The sequence below is a fragment of the Paramesorhizobium salinisoli genome (genome assembly GCF_003335045.1).
In the GTDB taxonomy this organism is placed as follows: Bacteria; Pseudomonadota; Alphaproteobacteria; order Rhizobiales; family Rhizobiaceae; genus Paramesorhizobium; species Paramesorhizobium salinisoli.
In genome coordinates this window covers 1-17,667 of the sequence record NZ_QOZG01000011.1, presented here as the reverse complement: position 1 = coordinate 17,667, position 17,667 = coordinate 1, and the positions used below count along the sequence as shown (strand labels likewise).

Annotated in this window: 18 protein-coding genes, 2 tRNA genes and 1 pseudogene; 10 read left to right on the top strand and 11 right to left on the bottom strand. The window is 60.4% G+C overall.

Annotated elements, in window-relative coordinates; all coding sequences use genetic code 11:
• Positions 1-76 precede the first annotated feature (76 nt).
• The 6 genes from DUT91_RS20645 to DUT91_RS20620 all read right to left on the bottom strand — a co-directional run bounded on the left by DUT91_RS20645 (position 77) and on the right by DUT91_RS20620 (position 4,679).
• Positions 77-1,297: an NADH-quinone oxidoreductase subunit E gene (locus DUT91_RS20645; protein ID WP_114442376.1), complete on the bottom strand. Its 1,221-nt coding sequence runs from the start codon at positions 1,295-1,297 to the stop codon at positions 77-79.
• Positions 1,297-2,487 (bottom strand): NADH-quinone oxidoreductase subunit D, encoded by a 1,191-nt coding sequence (locus tag DUT91_RS20640; protein WP_114442375.1) that lies wholly within the window; start codon positions 2,485-2,487, stop codon positions 1,297-1,299. Before DUT91_RS20640 ends, DUT91_RS20645 begins: the two co-directional genes overlap by 1 nt.
• An 11-nt stretch (positions 2,488-2,498) precedes the next feature.
• Complete coding sequence (locus tag DUT91_RS20635) at positions 2,499-3,107, bottom strand: NADH-quinone oxidoreductase subunit C (RefSeq protein WP_114442374.1); 609 nt, start codon at positions 3,105-3,107, stop codon at positions 2,499-2,501.
• A gap of 10 nt (positions 3,108-3,117) precedes the next feature.
• Positions 3,118-3,699, bottom strand: coding sequence for a NuoB/complex I 20 kDa subunit family protein (locus tag DUT91_RS20630; RefSeq protein WP_114442373.1), 582 nt, complete (start codon positions 3,697-3,699; stop codon positions 3,118-3,120).
• Positions 3,690-4,055 carry an NADH-quinone oxidoreductase subunit A gene (locus tag DUT91_RS20625; RefSeq protein ID WP_114442372.1) on the bottom strand — a complete coding sequence of 122 codons (366 nt, stop codon included), beginning with the start codon at positions 4,053-4,055 and terminating at the stop codon, positions 3,690-3,692. Before DUT91_RS20625 ends, DUT91_RS20630 begins: the two co-directional genes overlap by 10 nt.
• Before the next feature lie 547 nt (positions 4,056-4,602).
• A tRNA-Asp gene (locus DUT91_RS20620) sits at positions 4,603-4,679 on the bottom strand.
• Between the two features lie 336 nt (positions 4,680-5,015).
• Between DUT91_RS20620 and DUT91_RS20615 the strand changes: the two genes are divergently transcribed.
• Positions 5,016-5,091, top strand: a tRNA-Val gene (locus DUT91_RS20615).
• Between the two features lie 179 nt (positions 5,092-5,270).
• Here the strand turns inward: DUT91_RS20615 and DUT91_RS20610 are convergent.
• The 3 genes from DUT91_RS20610 to DUT91_RS20600 form a co-directional block, all read right to left on the bottom strand.
• On the bottom strand, positions 5,271-5,594 hold the full coding sequence (locus DUT91_RS20610; protein ID WP_114442424.1) for a cupin domain-containing protein: 324 nt from the start codon (positions 5,592-5,594) through the stop codon (positions 5,271-5,273).
• 35 nt (positions 5,595-5,629) lie between these two features.
• Positions 5,630-6,916: an O-acetylhomoserine aminocarboxypropyltransferase gene (locus DUT91_RS20605; protein ID WP_114442371.1), complete on the bottom strand. Its 1,287-nt coding sequence runs from the start codon at positions 6,914-6,916 to the stop codon at positions 5,630-5,632.
• Positions 6,917-7,051: 135 nt separating this feature from the next.
• On the bottom strand, positions 7,052-7,471 hold the full coding sequence (locus DUT91_RS20600; RefSeq protein ID WP_114442370.1) for a CoA-binding protein: 420 nt from the start codon (positions 7,469-7,471) through the stop codon (positions 7,052-7,054).
• A gap of 86 nt (positions 7,472-7,557) precedes the next feature.
• Here DUT91_RS20600 and DUT91_RS20595 point away from each other — a divergent pair, with 86 nt between their 5' ends.
• The 6 genes from DUT91_RS20595 to DUT91_RS20570 all read left to right on the top strand — a co-directional run bounded on the left by DUT91_RS20595 (position 7,558) and on the right by DUT91_RS20570 (position 12,174).
• Complete coding sequence (locus DUT91_RS20595; RefSeq protein WP_245419852.1) at positions 7,558-8,043, top strand: PaaI family thioesterase; 486 nt, start codon at positions 7,558-7,560, stop codon at positions 8,041-8,043.
• A gap of 214 nt (positions 8,044-8,257) precedes the next feature.
• The gene (rplM, locus tag DUT91_RS20590) at positions 8,258-8,722 is read left to right on the top strand and encodes a 50S ribosomal protein L13 (protein ID WP_114442369.1); all 465 of its coding nucleotides are present in this window, start codon (positions 8,258-8,260) and stop codon (positions 8,720-8,722) included.
• Between the two features lie 2 nt (positions 8,723-8,724).
• Entirely contained in the window at positions 8,725-9,210 is a 486-nt protein-coding gene (gene rpsI / locus DUT91_RS20585; RefSeq protein ID WP_114442368.1) for a 30S ribosomal protein S9, read from the top strand.
• Positions 9,211-9,365: 155 nt separating this feature from the next.
• Positions 9,366-10,316, top strand: coding sequence for an agmatinase (gene speB, locus DUT91_RS20580; protein ID WP_114442367.1), 951 nt, complete (start codon positions 9,366-9,368; stop codon positions 10,314-10,316).
• Positions 10,317-10,405: 89 nt separating this feature from the next.
• Positions 10,406-11,341: an N-acetyl-gamma-glutamyl-phosphate reductase gene (gene argC, locus DUT91_RS20575; RefSeq protein ID WP_114442366.1), complete on the top strand. Its 936-nt coding sequence runs from the start codon at positions 10,406-10,408 to the stop codon at positions 11,339-11,341.
• Entirely contained in the window at positions 11,341-12,174 is an 834-nt protein-coding gene (locus DUT91_RS20570) for an aminoglycoside phosphotransferase family protein (protein WP_114442365.1), read from the top strand. Before argC ends, DUT91_RS20570 begins: the two co-directional genes overlap by 1 nt.
• Here DUT91_RS20570 and DUT91_RS20565 read toward each other — a convergent pair.
• Positions 12,162-13,232, bottom strand: a complete 1,071-nt coding sequence (locus tag DUT91_RS20565) for a COX15/CtaA family protein (protein WP_114442422.1) — start codon at positions 13,230-13,232, stop codon at positions 12,162-12,164. The two genes, DUT91_RS20570 and DUT91_RS20565, sit on opposite strands and share 13 nt — an antisense overlap.
• Positions 13,233-13,450: 218 nt before the next feature.
• Between DUT91_RS20565 and DUT91_RS20560 the strand changes: the two genes are divergently transcribed.
• Positions 13,451-13,669, top strand: coding sequence for a DUF2842 domain-containing protein (locus DUT91_RS20560; protein ID WP_114442421.1), 219 nt, complete (start codon positions 13,451-13,453; stop codon positions 13,667-13,669).
• A 73-nt stretch (positions 13,670-13,742) separates the two neighbouring features.
• Positions 13,743-14,882 carry a GNAT family N-acetyltransferase gene (locus DUT91_RS20555; protein WP_114442364.1) on the top strand — a complete coding sequence of 380 codons (1,140 nt, stop codon included), beginning with the start codon at positions 13,743-13,745 and terminating at the stop codon, positions 14,880-14,882.
• Here the strand turns inward: DUT91_RS20555 and DUT91_RS20550 are convergent.
• The gene (locus DUT91_RS20550) at positions 14,877-17,078 is read right to left on the bottom strand and encodes a GumC family protein (RefSeq protein WP_114442363.1); all 2,202 of its coding nucleotides are present in this window, start codon (positions 17,076-17,078) and stop codon (positions 14,877-14,879) included. The genes DUT91_RS20555 and DUT91_RS20550 overlap by 6 nt on opposite strands.
• 382 nt (positions 17,079-17,460) lie before the next feature.
• Between DUT91_RS20550 and DUT91_RS20545 the strand changes: the two are divergent.
• A pseudogene (locus DUT91_RS20545) lies at positions 17,461-17,667 on the top strand (hypothetical protein); the annotation flags it as partial.

Sequence of the window (17,667 nt, the reverse complement as noted above, 5' to 3'; positions counted from 1 at the left end):
TCCCGATCAATTCGTTTCATCATTGCGAACGCCGCATCGTTTCCCATCGCAAGCGATACCGCTTGGCTGTAAATGCTTATACCGGCTTCTTGCCGAAAACCCTGACATATTCGGCGACGCCGCCCTTGGCCAAGGCCTTGGCCTGCTTCACCCAGTCCTCGCGCTCGATCCGGCCCTTGAACTTGAGATAGCCATCGACCCAGTCGCGCTCAGGCTTCTTCCACGCGGCGACCTGCGCGTAGGTGTAGATGCCGAGCTCGTGCAGGATGCCCTCGATCTTGGGGCCGACGCCTGAGATCAGCTTCAGATCGTCAACCTCAGCCGGCCTCTCTATGCCGACTGGACGGTCCTTGTCGTCCAGCGAGCGACCCGGCGCGGAAGAGGTCCTGCTCCCGGCAGCCTTGCTCATTTTGCCCCGTGACGGCGTCAGATCGGCGTCGGATGCATCCTGGGCAGCGCCGACAGCGCCCACCGGACGATACTTGTCATCCTGCGAAAAGCCTGGCGCGGGGGACGTGGACGCCTTGTCCTCGGCTGCCTTGCTCACCTTGACGGACGATGGCGACTTGATCGCTTCGCTGGTCTCTGCGGAATGGGTCTTGGGCCTTGCGGCCTCCGACGGCGGCAGATCGGCGTCGGCAGCCGCTACCCTTTGACCGTTTTTTGCAGCCTTCGGCTTCACTGCAACATTGTCGTTCAGCGACGTCAGGCCGCCGGCCGGCGCCGAGAAGACGCGATCGATCTGCGGACCGGGCTTCACTTCGTCGCCCCTGCCCGCCTCGAAGGCATCGATAATCTCCTCAAGACGCTCAGGCGTCAGATCCTCATAGGTATCCTTGAAAATCATGACCATGGGAGCGTTGACGCAGGCGCCAAGGCACTCGACCTCTTCCCACGACAGCGTTCCGTCCGCGTTGGTCTCGAACGGCTCATGATTGATCTTGTGCTGACAGACCTTCTTCAGCTCTTCCGCGCCGCGCAGCATGCAGGGCGTCGTGCCGCAGAGCTGGATATGGGCGCGGGTGCCGACCGGCTTCAACTGGAACTGCGTATAGAAGGTCGCAACCTCCAGAACGCGGATCAGCGGCATGTCGAGCATCTGCGCAACATACTCGATGGCTGCGCGGGTGACCCAGCCTTCCTGCTCCTGCGCACGCATCAGGAGCGGAATGACAGCCGATTGCTGACGTCCTTCCGGATATTTCCTGATGACCTGCTCGGCCCACACGCTGTTTGCGCGATTGAACGAGAAGGCAAGCGGCTGAACGGAATCATCTGCGAGACGGCGAACGGACATCAGCGATCAACCTCACCAAACACGATATCGAGCGAGCCGAGGATTGCGGATACGTCGGCAAGCATATGGCCACGGCACATGAAATCCATGGCCTGGAGATGAGCAAAGCCCGGCGCGCGGAACTTGCAGCGATAGGGCTTGTTGGTGCCGTCGGAGACGAGATAGACGCCGAATTCGCCTTTCGGCGCCTCGACGGATGCATAGACCTCGCCTTCGGGCACGCGGTAGCCCTCGGTATAGAGCTTGAAGTGCTGGATGAGCGCTTCCATCGAACGTTTCATCTCGCCGCGCTTCGGCGGCACGATCTTATGGTCCGAATTGGCGACCGGACCGGTCGAATCCTTGCCCAGAAGCAGATCGACGCATTGGCGCATGATGCGAACCGACTGGCGCATCTCTTCCATGCGGATCAGATAGCGGTCGTAGCAATCGCCATTCTTGCCGACGGGGATGTCGAATTCCATTTCCGGGTAGCATTCATAGGGCTGCGACTTGCGCAGATCCCATGCCGCGCCGGAACCGCGAACCATCACGCCGGAGAAACCCCAGGCCCAAGCCTCTTCCAGCGTGACCACGCCGATATCGACGTTACGCTGCTTGAAAATGCGGTTGGGGGTGATGAGGTCGTCAAGATCCTTCAACGTATTCAGGAACGGATCAATCCACTTGCCGATATCCTCGACCAGCTTCTGCGGAATATCCTGATGTACGCCGCCCGGGCGGAAATAGGCCGCATGCATGCGTGCACCCGAGGCACGCTCGTAGAAGACCATCAGTTTCTCGCGCTCCTCGAAGCCCCAGAGCGGCGGGGTAAGCGCGCCCACGTCCATGGCTTGCGTAGTGACGTTGAGAAGATGGTTGAGAATGCGGCCGATCTCGGAGAAGAGAACGCGGATCACCTGGCCGCGCCTGGGCACCTCAATGCCGAGCAACCGCTCGACAGCGATCGCATAGGCATGTTCCTGGTTCATCGGCGCAACGTAATCGAGACGGTCGAGATAGGGCACCGCCTGCAGGTAGGTCTTGGCCTCCATCAGCTTTTCGGTGCCGCGATGCAGCAGGCCGATATGCGGATCGACGCGCGCGACCACCTCGCCGTCCAGTTCCAGCACCAGGCGCAGAACGCCGTGCGCGGCCGGATGCTGCGGGCCGAAATTGATGTTGAAGTTGCGGACCTGTGTCTCAGCCATTCTTTGTCGCCTCAGTTCGCCTTGGCTTTTTCATCGCCGGGCAGAACGTAATCCGTTCCCTCCCACGGAGAGAGAAAATCGAAGTTGCGGAATTCCTGCCGCAGTTCGACCGGTTGGTAGACGACGCGCTTCAACTCGTCGTCATAGCGCACTTCCACGAAGCCAGTGAGCGGGAAGTCCTTGCGCAGCGGATGCCCCTCGAAGCCGTAATCCGTGAGGATGCGGCGCAGATCGGGGTGGCCGGAAAACAGGATGCCGTACATGTCGTAGGCTTCGCGCTCAAACCAGTCAGCGCCCGGATAGACCGATGTCGCTGAAGGAACAGGCGTGTCCTCGTCGGTCTCGACCTTGATGCGGACACGCAAATTCTGGCGCGGCGACAGGAGATGATAGACGACATCGAACCGCCGGGCGCGCGAGGGATAATCGACGCCGCAAATATCGATGAACGCCACGAACTGGCACTGAACGTCGTCGCGCAGGAATGTCAGAGTGGTGATCAGCTTGTCGACCGGCACCGTCAGCACCAGTTCACCAAAGCTCAGCGCGATATCGTCGATACCGCTGCCGAGACGCTCCTCCAGATAGAGCTTGAGATCGCCGAGGGCTTCCTCGTTCATGCAGCCTCTCCTATCGCTCGATCGTGCCGGTACGGCGGATCTTCTTCTGCAGGAGAAGAATGCCGTAAAGCAGCGCTTCCGCCGTGGGCGGGCAACCGGGCACGTAGATATCCACCGGCACGACGCGGTCGCAGCCGCGCACCACCGAATAGGAATAATGATAATAGCCGCCGCCATTGGCGCACGAACCCATGGAGATGACGTAGCGCGGCTCGGGCATCTGGTCATAGACCTTGCGCAGCGCCGGCGCCATCTTGTTGGTCAGCGTGCCGGCGACGATCATGACGTCGGACTGGCGCGGCGAGGCGCGCGGCGCGATGCCGAAGCGCTCGGCATCGTAGCGCGGCATGGAAATGTGCATCATCTCCACCGCGCAGCAGGCGAGGCCGAAGGTCATCCACATCAGCGAACCGGAACGCGCCCAGGTGACCAGCGCGTCCGACGAGGTGACAAGAAAACCCTTGTCGGACAACTCATTGTTCAACTCGCCGAAGAAGGCATCGTCCGAACCGATCGGCTTGCCCGTGTTGGGATCGATGATTCCCTTGGGGCGCGGCGCGACGAGCGTGGCACTGCTATCGGTCAATCCCATTCCAGCGCTCCTTTTTTCCATTCATAGACGAAGCCGATGGTCAGCACGGCAAGGAACACCATCATCGACCAGAAACCGAACCAGCCTATGGAACCGAAGGATACGGCCCAGGGGAACAGGAAAGCGACTTCGAGATCAAAGATGATGAAGAGAATCGACACCAGATAAAACCGGATATCGAACTTCATGCGCGCGTCGTCGAAGGCGTTGAACCCGCACTCATAGGCCGACAATTTTTCAGGGTCCGGCTGCCGGTAGGCAACAAGGAAGGGGGCGACAAGCAGCGCCAGACCGATCACCAGCGCAACGCCAACGAAAATGACGATGGGCAGGTAGGAACTCAAAAGTTCGTTCATGATCCTTTTCCGCCTTTTGAAACGAGGCTGTTTCGCCTGTCATAAGCCTTTTGCCGGCCACGAACATGCGACACATTGCACCTGTACAGGCCCTCACCCGAGCAGCTTCAAAAGGCATGCCGTGCGAAACTAAGCGTGATTGCGGCGAGGGTTAGCGCAGAGCCGTCCATGGCGCAAGCCCATAGACAGGCAATCAGCCGTGGACTTTTTTGCCCCATCCTTAACGATATGCGGCCCGAGACACCTGCACGCCCGCATCCCTGAGTGCATATAGGATAAGGGATGCGGCAACACTACCACCCACGGCTCATAAAAACACCGGAATTCGAACATGTAAGCGCCCGGGTCAAACGAATGCCTGCGCCGAGGCGGAAGGACCACAGCCGAACAAATGTTTCTGCACGTAAATTTACGTTTCAAATGTTCGTGATGCTCACCGGACCCATGCGTCACATATAGAGACACATCCGTGTGATATCAGAACTCGGAAGCAAAAGAGGGAGGCGATTTGAAGAGGGGAAGCGCCACTTTTCCTAAGCATGAAAAGTGGCGCGAGTGACGGGGCTCGAACCCGCGACCTCCGGCGTGACAGGCCGGCACTCTAACCAACTGAGCTACACCCGCGCATTTTCCGGCCGGCGTTTCGTCCGGCGTGAGCGGTCGTTTAAGGGGTTCGCCGACACCTGTCAACGATCTTCATGCGGAAATTTTGAAGAAAGTTTTGGACGCCCGGAAACATGGGCATCCCAACTCGCGCGACCGGGTGGAACGCATGAATCGGCTCAAGGGATGTATCGCCATCTCTCCGCCCGGCGCCGATGAAGGTCATAGGTATCGAATCGAAAATGGGCAGGCCGCCCCATTTCCCTCAACGGATTTGCCATCCTGCCGCACTTGCCTCTTGCACTTGTCGCACGAATTGCCTAAACGCTGCGAACACACGCTGCTTACAGGGCAGTCGGGCGATTAGCTCAGTTGGTAGAGCGCTTCGTTTACACCGAAGATGTCGGCAGTTCGAGCCTGTCATCGCCCACCATTTTTTCAAAACACTTAGCGAAACACGGCGCGCGCGCGCCGGACAGAAACTCCCGGAGCGGCGAAGCTACCCGGACTGTTGCGGCGCCTCTCCGTCACGATGGCGTGGCTGCCGGTTCCCGGCGTCAACGTCCGCGATGGGCTTATGCACGTTGTTCAACCGCATCGCCGGACGGCCCGTTAGAGCCGAATCACATATTCCTTGCGAGTCGTTTCAAGAACTTGCCACGTTCCCTTGAAGCCAGGGCGCAGGATGAAGCTGTCGCCGGCGCGGAGCGTGACCGCCGGGCCGTCTTCCTCCGTAATGATCGAGACGCCCGAGAGGATGTGGCAGAATTCCCATTCGTCGTACTGGATGCGCCATTTGCCCGGCGTCGCCTCCCATATGCCGGCATAGAGGCCGCCTTCGGCCTCCTCCAAGTTCCATGTGCGGAATTTCGGATTGCCGGAGAGAACGCGGTCGGCGGGAGGAGCACCCTCCTCCGCCGCGCCTGTGTTGTTCATATCGATCGGGAGAAAGAGCGGGTGTGCGGCCACGTTCAGCCCACCTTCGCCAGCGCCTGTTCGAGATCGGCGACGATATCGTTGGCGTCCTCGATGCCGATGGAAAGGCGGACCACATCGGGCCCCGCCCCCGCCGCGATCTTCTGTTCGTCGGTGAGCTGGCGGTGCGTCGTCGAGGCAGGGTGGATGACGAGCGAGCGCGTATCGCCGATATTGGCGAGGTGCGAGAAAAGTTCGAGGCTGCCGACGAGCTTGACGCCGGCGTCATAGCCGCCCTTCAAGCCGAAGGTCAGCACCGCGCCGCCGCCCTTGGGCGAATATTTCTGCTGCAGCGCGTGATATTTGTCCGTGGGCAGGCCGGAATAGCTGACCCAGGCGATTTTTTCATGCTTCTCAAGCCAGCTTGCGACGACAAGCGCATTGTCGCAATGGCGCTGCATGCGCAATGGCAGTGTCTCCACGCCGGTCAGAAGCTGGAAGGCGTTGAATGGCGAAATCGCCGGTCCGAGATCGCGCAGCCCGAGGACGCGGGCGGCGATGGCGAAGGCTATATTGCCGAAGGTCTGGTGCAGCACCATTCCCGCATATTCCGGGCGCGGCTCGGAGAGAAGCGGATAATTGCCCGATTTCGACCAGTCGAACGTGCCGCCATCGACAATGATGCCGCCCATGGAATTACCGTGGCCGCCGATGAACTTGGTCAGCGAATGGACGACGATATCGGCGCCATGCTCAATGGGGCGGATGAGATAGGGAGAGGCCAGCGTGTTGTCGACGATAAGCGGCAGGCCATGCTTGCGCGCGACAGCCGCCAGCGCCTCGATATCAACGACGATGCCGCCGGGATTGGCGATGCTTTCGACGAAGATGGCCCGGGTGCGCTCGTCGATTTGGGCTTCGAAGGACGCGGGGTCGTCGGTATCGGCCCAACGCACCTGCCAGCCGAACGACTTGAAGGCCTGGCCGAACTGGTTCATCGAGCCGCCGTAAAGTTTGTTGGCCGCGACGAAATTATCGCCCGGCTGCATCAGCGTGTGGAAGATCAGCAGTTGGGCCGCATGGCCGGAAGCAGTCGCCAGCGCCGCAGTGCCGCCTTCCAGCGCCGCGATTCGCTCCTCCAGCACCGCAGTCGTCGGATTGGTGATGCGGGTATAGATATTGCCGAAGGCCTGCAGGCCGAAAAGCGCTGCCGCGTGATCGGCATCCTCGAAGACGAAGGATGTGGTCTGGTAGATGGGCGTGGCCCGCGCGCCGGTCGTCGGATCCGGCTTGGCTCCGGCGTGAACGGCAAGGGTTTCGATTCCTGGGGTGCGTCTGACCATAGTTCCTCCTTGATAGGCTTCTGCCTGTTCTTCGGCACACTATGGCCAGCGCTTTTCCGAAATCAAAGCAATTCATTCCAGAAAACGTGAGGGAGGAAGAAATACAGGCCCCGCAACCGCAGGAATCCCAGCGCCTCAGCTGATGAGCCTGGGATATTCGATCGCCGGGCAGCGGTCCATCACGACCTTGATCCCCGCCTCGGCGGCACGCGCCGCGGCTTTGTCGTCGCGAACGTCGAGCTGCGTCCACAGCACTTTCGGCAGCGGTTCGAGCGCCAGCATTTCCTCGACAATCCCCGGCAGCGCCTCCGATGCGCGGAAGACATCCACCATGTCGATCCCCTCCCCGATATCGGCAAGGCGGGCATAGGTCTTCTGCCCCTGGATCTCCTTGCCCACATGTCCTGGATTGACCGGGATGACGCGGTAGCCTCGCGCCAGGAGAAAAGCCATGACCGAAAAGCTCGGACGTATCTCCTTCGGCGATGCGCCGACCAGCGCGATGGTCTTCACCGAGCGGAGGATATCGAGAATGTATTCGTCGGAGTAAGTCATTTTCTCACGCGCCTTCCATCTCTTGCTGGCATTCTTGCTGGCGTTTATCGATGATTACGCCAACGATAGGGATATCCGGAGGATATATGGATCACAGGCCGCTTCGCAAACTTGCACCAGTGATGGACATCGAGGAGTTGAACCGCTTCATCGAACGAGAGTTTCCGCAGGTCAATGCAGGAAGCCCGCCCGGTCGTCCCACCTTTTCGATTCTGGCGGTCGGCGAAGGCATGGCATCGATGCGGCTTGAGGCGGATGAACGGCACTTGCGTCCCGGCGGCACGGTTTCAGGACCCAGTCTCTTTGCCCTTGCCGATATCACTGCCTATGTGGCGATCCTCGCCCATATCGGACCGGTGGCATTGGCGGTGACGACGAACCTCAACATCAATTTCCTGCGCAAGCCATCGTCGGACCGGATCGATGCCGTCTGCCGCATCCTCAAACTGGGCAAGCGTCTGGCCGTGGTGGAGATATCGATGATCAGCTCTGCCGACGGTGAATTGCTGGCGCATGCGACAGCCACCTACTCCATTCCACCTATTAAGGGCCAATTCGATACGGTATTATAATACCAAATTTCCAACACATTGTTTTCATTGATTTATTTCACGCACCCTTGTAAATAAGCGCTTGACGCAATGCCGACATGCGTGTATCTGGCCGCACGGATGCGGAAAGTTTCGGCTTTGCGCATCCTTTGTTGTTCCCCCACGGCTTTGGCCGAGGAACAACGCAAGCAACAAAAAATGCCTTCCCAGTGAAGGATATTCAAGGATCAAATTCATGACAACCTTCTCCCAGAAGCCGGCAGAAGTGGTGAAGAAGTGGGTGCTGATCGACGCCGAGGGTCTCGTCGTCGGCCGTCTCGCCTCGATCGTCGCCAATCGCCTGCGCGGCAAGCATAAAGTCACCTTCACCCCGCATGTCGATGATGGCGACAATGTCATCATCATCAATGCAGGCAAGATCGCCCTGACCGGCAAGAAGTTCACCGACAAGGTTTATTACTGGCATACCGGCTATCCCGGCGGCATCAAGGAGCGCACTGCGCGCCAGATCCTCGAAGGCCGTTTCCCGGAGCGCGTCGTCGAAAAGGCCATTGAGCGCATGATTCCGCGCGGACCTCTCGGCCGCCGCCAGATGAAGAACCTGCGTGTCTATGCCGGCGCCGAGCATCCGCACGAAGCTCAGCAGCCTGAAGTCCTCGATATCGGCTCGCTGAACCGCAAGAACAAAAGGATCGCATAATCATGGCTGAGCAGCTCAACTCGCTCGAAGAACTCGGCAATGTCGCAGGCACTGCGAAGGCCGAAGCAGCCGCACCGGTTCACGTCCAGAAGCTCGACGCCCATGGCCGCGCCTATGCGACCGGCAAGCGCAAGGATGCGGTCGCCCGCGTCTGGATCAAGCCCGGCTCGGGCAAGATCATCGTCAACGACAAGGAATTCGGCGCGTATTTCGCACGCCCGGTGCTGCAGATGATCCTGCAGCAGCCGGTCATCGCGGCCAATCGCGCAGGTCAGTATGACGTGATTGCCACCGTTGCAGGCGGCGGCCTCTCCGGCCAGGCCGGCGCAGTGCGTCACGGCATCTCCAAGGCGCTGACCTATTACGAGCCCGCCTTGCGCGCGGTTCTCAAGAAGGGTGGCTTCCTGACCCGCGACAGCCGCGTGGTCGAGCGAAAGAAGTACGGCAAGGCGAAGGCCCGTCGTTCGTTCCAGTTCTCCAAGCGCTAATCGGCGTTTCAGAACGGAGTTGGAAAAGCGGGCCTTCGGGTCCGCTTTTTTGTTGCGTGTGAATACGGTATGCAGTCCAAAGCTTTTTGAATGAAACCATTGTGGTATTCGCCCCCCTCTGTCCTGCCAGCGTTTAAGACTCGAGGAAGACTCCCATGCCGCCGAAATCCATCGATCACGCCTTTACCGCCCGCAGCCTTACCGGCGCCGCAACGGACCCGACCTATGCGGGGGCGTTGTCGTTCATGCGGCGGCGCTATACCAAGAACCTGACGGGCGCTGATGCGGTCGTGTGGGGCATTCCCTTCGATGCGGCGGTGTCCAATCGGCCCGGCGCGCGGTTCGGGCCGCAGGCGATTCGGCGGGCGTCCGCCATTTTCGATAATGACCCGCAATATCCCTTCAGCCGCGATCTTTTCGCCGATCTGGCAGTGACCGATTATGGCGATTGCCTGCTCGATTACGGTAATCACCAGAAGACGCCCGCGACGATCGAGCGGGAAGCGGCGAAGATCCTGAAATCGGATGCGTTCCTGCTGTCGCTCGGCGGCGATCATTTCGTCACCTGGCCATTGCTCAGGGCGCATGCAGCCAAATACGGGCCGCTGGCGCTGGTGCAGTTCGATGCGCATCAGGATACCTGGTTTGACGATGGCAAGCGCATTGATCACGGCTCTTTCGTTGGTCGCGCCGCGAGGGACGGCGTGATCGATCCCGCCCATTCGATCCAGATCGGCATCCGTACCCATGCGCCCGAGGATTGCGGCATCAAGCTTATCCACGGTCATGAGGTCGAGGACATGTCGGCTGCTGCGATAGCCGAGGCGATTCGCCAGCGGACCGCCGGACGCAAGGTCTATCTGACCTTCGACATCGACTGCCTCGACCCCGCCTATGCGCCGGGCACGGGCACGCCTGTTGCCGGAGGGCCCTCCTCGGCCAAGATATTGTCGGTGCTGCGCCAGCTAGGCGACCTTGACGTGGTCGGCGCCGATGTCGTCGAGATTGCGCCCGCCTATGATCATGCCGATATAACGGCAATCGCAGGGGCGACGATCGCCATGTACTATCTGGGTCTGCTTGCGGAGAAAAAAGCGCGACGATGAAGCCCTCGAGCATCGATTCAAGCGCTTGGGAAACTGAATCCAAACATTTCCGCATCATTTTGAAAAATATGGACTAAAGGCAAAAGACAATGAAACCGAAGATCTTCATTGATGGCGAACACGGCACCACGGGCCTGCAGATCAGGACACGGCTTGCGGCCCGCGACGATCTCGACGTGCTGTCGATCCCCGAGGCCGAGCGGCGCAACAAGGACATGCGCGCCGATTATTTGCGCGCCGCTGATATCGCCATCCTCTGCCTGCCGGACGATGCCTCGCGCGAAGCCGTATCGCTGCTCGAAGGGCATAATGCGACACGCATCATCGATACATCGACGGCGCATCGCGTCCATCCGGACTGGGCTTATGGTTTTGCGGAACTCGCCAAGGGACAACGCGGGCGGATCGCCGAAGCGCGCCTTGTCTCCAATCCCGGCTGTTATCCCACGGGCGCCATCGCGCTCGTCCGCCCGTTGCGCGATGCGGGCCTGCTTCCCGCCGACTATCCCGTCAGCGTCAACGCCGTCTCCGGCTATACCGGCGGCGGCAAGCAGATGATTGCGCAGATGGAAGACAAGAACCACGCGGATCATCTGGCGGCGAACAATTTCCTCTACGGCCTGCCGCTGCGCCACAAGCACGTTGCGGAACTGGAGATGCACGGCCGGCTCGACCGCCGCCCGATCTTCAGCCCCAGCGTCGGCCGCTTCCCGCAGGGCATGATTGTGCAGGTGCCGCTGTTCCTCGGCGGCCTCGACGGCCCGGCGTCGCTCGAAAAGCTGCATGCGGTCCTGACCGAACATTATGCCGGCCAAGATATCGTGGAGGTGGTGCCGCTGGCGGAGAGCGCCAAGCTTCCTCGCGTCGATGCCGAAGAACTGGCGGGCAGCGATCGCATGAAGCTCTATGTCTTCGGCACGGAAGGCGATGGACAGGTCAATCTTGTCGCGCTGCTCGACAATCTCGGCAAAGGCGCCTCGGGCGCCGCCGTCCAGAACATGAACCTGATGCTCGGAAAGGCTTGATGGACGCAACGCCGGTATTTCCCGCTGAATGGAATATCGGCTCGTTCGAGCCGTTGGCGGACACGCATTCGAGCCATGTCTGGAAGGTAGAGAGCGGGAAACATCCGGGCACGCCGCTGGTCGTCAAGAAGCTGAAGCCCGCCGGAATGGAGGAGATGCGCGGGGCGCATTATCTTCGCTGGCGGGACGGCCACGGCGCGGCTCGGCTCTACGATCTTCAGGGCACCGCGATGCTGCTCGAATATGCGGGCAGCCATCATCTTGAAAAGCATCTGGACAAGGGCAAGGACGCGGAATGTCTCGACATTTTCGGGCAGGTGATTGCCGCATTGCACACGCCCGCCCCCTCGCCTATCCCTGCCGATTTACAACCGTTGGACAGGCATTTTTCCGGGCTGTTCGCGGTGGCCGGCGAAAGCCCGCTCTATGCGGAAGCCACGTCACTCGCCAAGCAACTGCTCGCCACACCGCACACGCCGATCCCGCTGCATGGCGACATCCACCACGAGAACATCATCGAGAGCCCGCGCGGCTGGCTGGCGATCGATCCACACGGTCTCGTAGGTGATGCGGCGTTCGATGTGGCCAATATCTTCTACAATCCGCTCGACCGGGACGATCTCTGCCTTGATCTCGCGCGGGCCAGGAGCATGGCGGAGCACTTCGCGCCCATCATCGACCGGCATCCGGCGTTCATCCTCGACTATGCCTTCGCCTATGGCTGCCTTTCCGCCGCATGGCACCGCGAAGACGGCAATGATGGGGATGAGACACGTGAGTTGAAGATCGCCGCAGCACTCAGAGAACTGCGCCTTTCTGCCTATCCCGCGTAAGCGCCCTTGCAGGCGCGCCAATGCGCCACGGCGAAGGCGAGGACCACCAGCGCGAAGGCCTGATGCGTCAGGCCCCAGTGGATCGGCACGCTCGCCAGAAGCGTGGCGACGCCGATGGCCGCCTGCACAAGGATCAGCCCCACCAGCAAAACCGCGCGGCGCGCATGGGTGGTACCCGGGGCGTCCCGCCAGGCCTGAACGGCGTGAAGCACCGCCAGAACCAGGATGGTATAGGCAAACATGCGGTGCACGAACTGCACTGTCTTCGGGTTCTCGAAGAGGTTGCGCCACCAGGGCGACTGGATGAACAGGTCGGACGGGATGACGGCGCCGTCCATCAGCGGCCAGGTGTTGTAGGTGAGGCCCGCGTGGAGGCCTGCCACCAGACCGCCGAGATAGATCTGCACCAGAACGGCGAACACCAGCCATCCGGCAAAGCGCGTGATGCCGCGTTCGGCCGGCCTTGCGGTATATGTCGCCAGCCCGCGCGCCACATAGAGCACAGCGGTTATGATGACGCAGGCGAGCGTCAGATGCGTGGCCAGCCGGTACTGGCTGACGCTGACACGTTCGCTCAAGCCGGAAGCGACCATCCACCAGCCGATTGCGCCTTGCAGGCCGCCAAGCGCCAATATGCCGAGGAGGCGCGGCTTCAGCCCGCGTTCCAGCCGTCCGGTGAGCCAGAAGAAGGCGAGCGGGATGGCCACGAGGAACCCGACGCCCCGCGCCAGGAAGCGATGCGCCCATTCCCACCAGAAAATGCCCTTGAATTCGCCAAGGCTCATTCCCTTGTTGATCTGCTCATATTGCGGGATCTGCTTGTATTTCTCGAATTCCTCGATCCATTCGGCATGGTTCAGCGGAGGAATGACGCCGTGGATCGGCTTCCATTCGGTGATGGAGAGGCCAGAGCCGGTCATGCGCGTCGCGCCGCCGACCATGACGATGGCGATGAGGACGAGGAACACGGCATAGAGCCAATAGCGCACCGCGCGCCGGTTGCGTGTCTCCTGCCCCGTCATCGAGACAAGTTTGCCGCCCAGTGCCGTTGCCGTCATGCCGATCACTCCATGCATTCTTTTTTAGCCACATGATCTTGTCCGAAAAGTCTACAACTTTTCAGGACCATGCTCTAAGGGCGGATAGGTGCCGCATCGCAGCCGTCATTACAAGAAGACACTACGCGACACGCCGTCGCGTTCCCGCTGGTCCGCTTTCCCCCTTTTCCTTTCATCCATGAAACGCTAGGAAAGCGCGAAATGAAAGTGAGATGCCGATGCCGGTAAGGCTGAAAAAACTGATCGGAACCTTTTTGCTCGTGGCGCTTGTGACGATCTATGCGCTGCTCGCCACGATCATAGCGGTCGCCCATCTCGGACAATCGAGCGGCTGGGTGCATCTCCTCTATTTTCTGTTTACCGGTATTCTCTGGATTCTCCCGGCGATGTGGATCATCTGGTGGATGGAAAAGCCGCCGCGTGAGAAAAACGGCTGAGCAAAACCGTCGATCATTCCTTCACCAATTGCTTTTATGAATCGCGTTCGGCGGACAATTGGAAGGGTGCGAAATGACCGGTAGCCTATCGCCTCGTATCCTCGGCGACATGAGCACGGCTCTCCCCCTGCTGGATGCGCCCGATCATCTTGTCGCCGGTCTCCCCCAATCGGTCGCGTGGGTGCGTAACTGGCATGCCCACGCCAATGCGGATTGCCTTGTCGCGGCGCTTTTCAACGGGGAAACGCCGGTGCTGCTGCTTCCGCTCGAGGTGGTGAAGTCGGGTTCGATCCGGCTGGCGCGGTTTCCCGGCGGCACCCATGCCAATTGCAATTTCCCCGTCCTGGCCCGTGATCACGCCGGAAGGATCGGCCGGAGCGATATTCGGGAACTGGCGCACGCCATCCACAAGGCACGGCCGGATATCGATGCGCTGCTTCTGGCAAGGCAGGTCGATGTTCTCGACGGGTTGAGCAATCCCCTCCTGCATATCGGCAAATCCGGTAATCCAAATCCCGTGCTTGCCGCCTCCCTTTCGTGCGGCTTCGATGCCGTTCTGGACCGCAGCAACGCCAAGCGCAAGCGCAAGAAGCATCGCCAGCATGCGCGCCGCTACGAAGAGGCGGGCGGTTACCGGATCGTCACGGCTTCATCTTCAGCAGAGGCCATCGCAATGCTCGACCGGTTTTTCGCGGTGAAGGCCGAGCGCTTCGCGCGAACCGGCGTCACCGACGTGTTTGCCGATGCGGGCGTGCGTGAATTTTTCCGTTCCTTGTTTGGGGAGGCGGCGGGCAAGAAACCCGACAGTTTCCAGATAAAGGCGCTCGAAGTGGCCGGCATCTCGCGCGCCATCATTGGAAAATCCTACTGGATGGGCGATCTGACGGTAGAATTCGGCGGCATCGCTGAGGACGATCTCGTTTCGGCCAGCCCGGGCGAGTTCCTCTTCTTCGAAGACATCATGCAAGCGTGCCGGGAAAGCGTCGCCATATACAGTTTCGGCATCGGCGACGAACCCTACAAGCGCGACTGGTGCGATATCGAACAGCCGCTCTATGACAGCATGACCGGTTTTACGCTGAGGGGCCGCGCTTACGCCGTCGCATTTCGGGCGCGGAACGCTGTCGCGACAGCGATCAAGAAGAACGCCCGGATCTGGGCCGTGGCCAAGAAACTGCGCGGCCTGCGCGCCGGAGGCCCGCAGCACTCATAGCGCAGCATGCGGACCCGGATGTCCTTCGCCGGATGGCGGTGTCGGCAAGATCGTATCGGCGTCGGTGAGGATGAGAACGTCCTCAAATCCGTTTTCATCCAGATCCAGAGCCGAAAGCGCCACAGCATTGTCGTCGGGATCGACCACGCTCAAAATGACCTGCGTGGCGGAACTGGTCAGCCTCCTGACATGGTCTGCGGTCGAGGGACCACATTCGACGATGACGATATCATAAGCGGCCTCCAGCGCATCGAGTATGATCGGCAGCCTGTCGACGGCGCGCATGGCGCGTTCGGGATCGGCAAGGCCGAGTGGCATGACATGCGCATCCGAATAATGATCGCTGTGGATGACTTCCGTAAACTGTTTTTCCGAGGCAAGAAGATCGGTGATGCCGGCGGCGGTCTTGCCGTCGAGCATCGCTCTGCTGATCGCGCCGGTCCCGGTCATGTCGATCAGGATGGAGCGCAGCTTCCTGTCGGCCAGTTCCCGGGTCAGATGCACCGATGCCGCTGAACCGTCGTCGCCTTCAGGCGATACGACAAGGCCGCGCGATACGCCAAGTTCGATCAGGCGCGAGGCGACGGTGTGAACGCTGTGCGGATTTTCCGGAACATCCTCGCCGATGGTGGTGTAGCTGTCATAGATCTGTTGGATCGTCTCCGCCGAGGGAGCGGGACGAGCCGGATTTTCCGCAACCGGGCTTGCCTTTTCGTCCGCTAGCGCGGCTGCGGAAGAGGCATACGCAGCCTCCCTGCCCGCCGGCATCTGGATTTCGTTTGCCGGCGCCTGCGGATCATTATCGACCGGCCGCATGGCGCGGCCGCTGAACAGCTCCCGCAGCAGCACGAAGATCGAAAGCAGGAGCAGGCCGGCGACAAATGTCGCGCTGACGATCGGCCAGGTCTTCGGGAAATAAGGCTCTGCCGGTGTTTCGGCGCGTGAAAACACGCGGGCGTCCACCGGCAGATAGTTGCGGTCGGTGCGCGATGCCGCTTCGCGATAACGCGTGAGATAGGTCTGGAGCAATTCACGCTGCGCCGTGGCTTCGCGTTCCAGCGCCCGCAGTTCGACCTCCTCATCGCCGGCGCGTGCAGCCTGCGCTTTCTTACCGTTCAATTCGCGGGTCAGCTCGGTCTCGCGCATCCTGGCGACGGAGGCCTCGTTTTCGAGACTTTCGAGGATCTTGCGGCCTTCGCCACGGATCTGCTGGTCAAGATCGGCCAGTTGCGAGCGCAAGGCCTTGATGCGCGGATGACCATCCAGAAGCGACGTGGAAAGGTCGGCGATTTGGGCATTGAGCTGGATCTGACGCTCGCGCAGGCGCTGCATCAGCCCCGACGAGACGATATCGGGCAATGTGTCGAGCGCTGCGCCCGTCTCGAGTGCCCTGCGGATGCTTGCCGCCTTCGCCTCGCTTGCAGCCCTGTTGGCGCGTACGCGCGAAAGCTCCGACGAGGTTTCGGACAGTTGCTGGGTGGCAAGGGTCGAATCGTTCTGGCCGACCAGGAGATCGGAGGAGGCCCGGTAATTGGCGACCTTGGCCTCCGCATCTTTCACGCGCTTGCTGAGATCGGCAATCTCCGGCTCGAGCCAGCCCGTGGCATCGTCGGTCGACTGCAGCTTGGCGGCGCGCTGGAGGGCGATGTATTCGTCGGCGATGGCGTTGGAGGCCTTTGCCGCCAAGGAAGGATCCTCGGATGAAAACTGCACGACGATCACCCGGGAATCGGGAACATTATAGACCTGGAGGTGCTTGCGCATCTCGCGCAGCATGTTTTCGTCGCCGGCAATCTGTGAAGGATCCTTCTTCAACCCGAGAGCAATCAGGCCGCGCGACAGGAGCGATGGTTTGCCGAATTCGTCCGTGTCGGCGAGATTGAGCCTGGCGCCGACTTTCTTCAGCAGATCGCTGGATGTCAGGACTTCCACCTGGCTCTTGACCCCCTCCTGATCGATAACCGGGCGATCGGCCGCCGTCTCGCCATTCGGCCGGGTGAAGATGGATTCGCGGGTTTCGATCAATATCCGGGTTTCTGCCTGGTATTCCGGCGTCGCCAGCAGGCAGAACAGGAGAGCAAGCGCAGCAAGAACCGCCGCGCCGCCCAGGATGAACAATCCGTTGCGCCGGAGGCTGGCGAAAAGAGCGCCCAAATCTATATCGACATCGTTCCCGACGGAGCCTGCGCCAGACATGAACCTACTCCACACCAGAGTGCCGCGCGTCCAATGGGCCGCGCAAAAGACGCTCTAACTCTTTAAAGCTACGCATCGTGCTTTCCAAAATCGATCCGGACTTTTTGGCCGAGGCTGTAGTCCCCATAGGGTAAACGCTTATGGTAACCATCGGGTTAAACTGCTGTTAGGCAATTGTTATTAGAGATTAGCGGCAGGTTAATGGCTCCGCGCGCACTGCTTGCTTTTCAAAAAACTAAACCTTTCAGGACATATCTTTACCCCCCATTAACCCTAATCATTCGATAACGGATGCTGGGAAGCGCGTCGGACGGTGACCATCATGTTTTATGTGATGTAAGAACGCCGGGCGCAGCGACAGAGGTTTCAAGCGGTGCAGACAATGCGAGTTTCTGGGCGAGTTTCTGAGCACATTTCTCGGCGATTTTCCGGGCGCATAATCCTGACTGCTCTCGGCGCGGCGCTTCTTGCCACCAGCGGATGCTCCAGCTATCACCCTGCGCCTGCCGCCTTCCATGCGGCGCTCAACCGGCCCTATATGCTCGATGCCGGCGACAGGCTGCGCATCACCGTTTTCGACCAGGCCGAT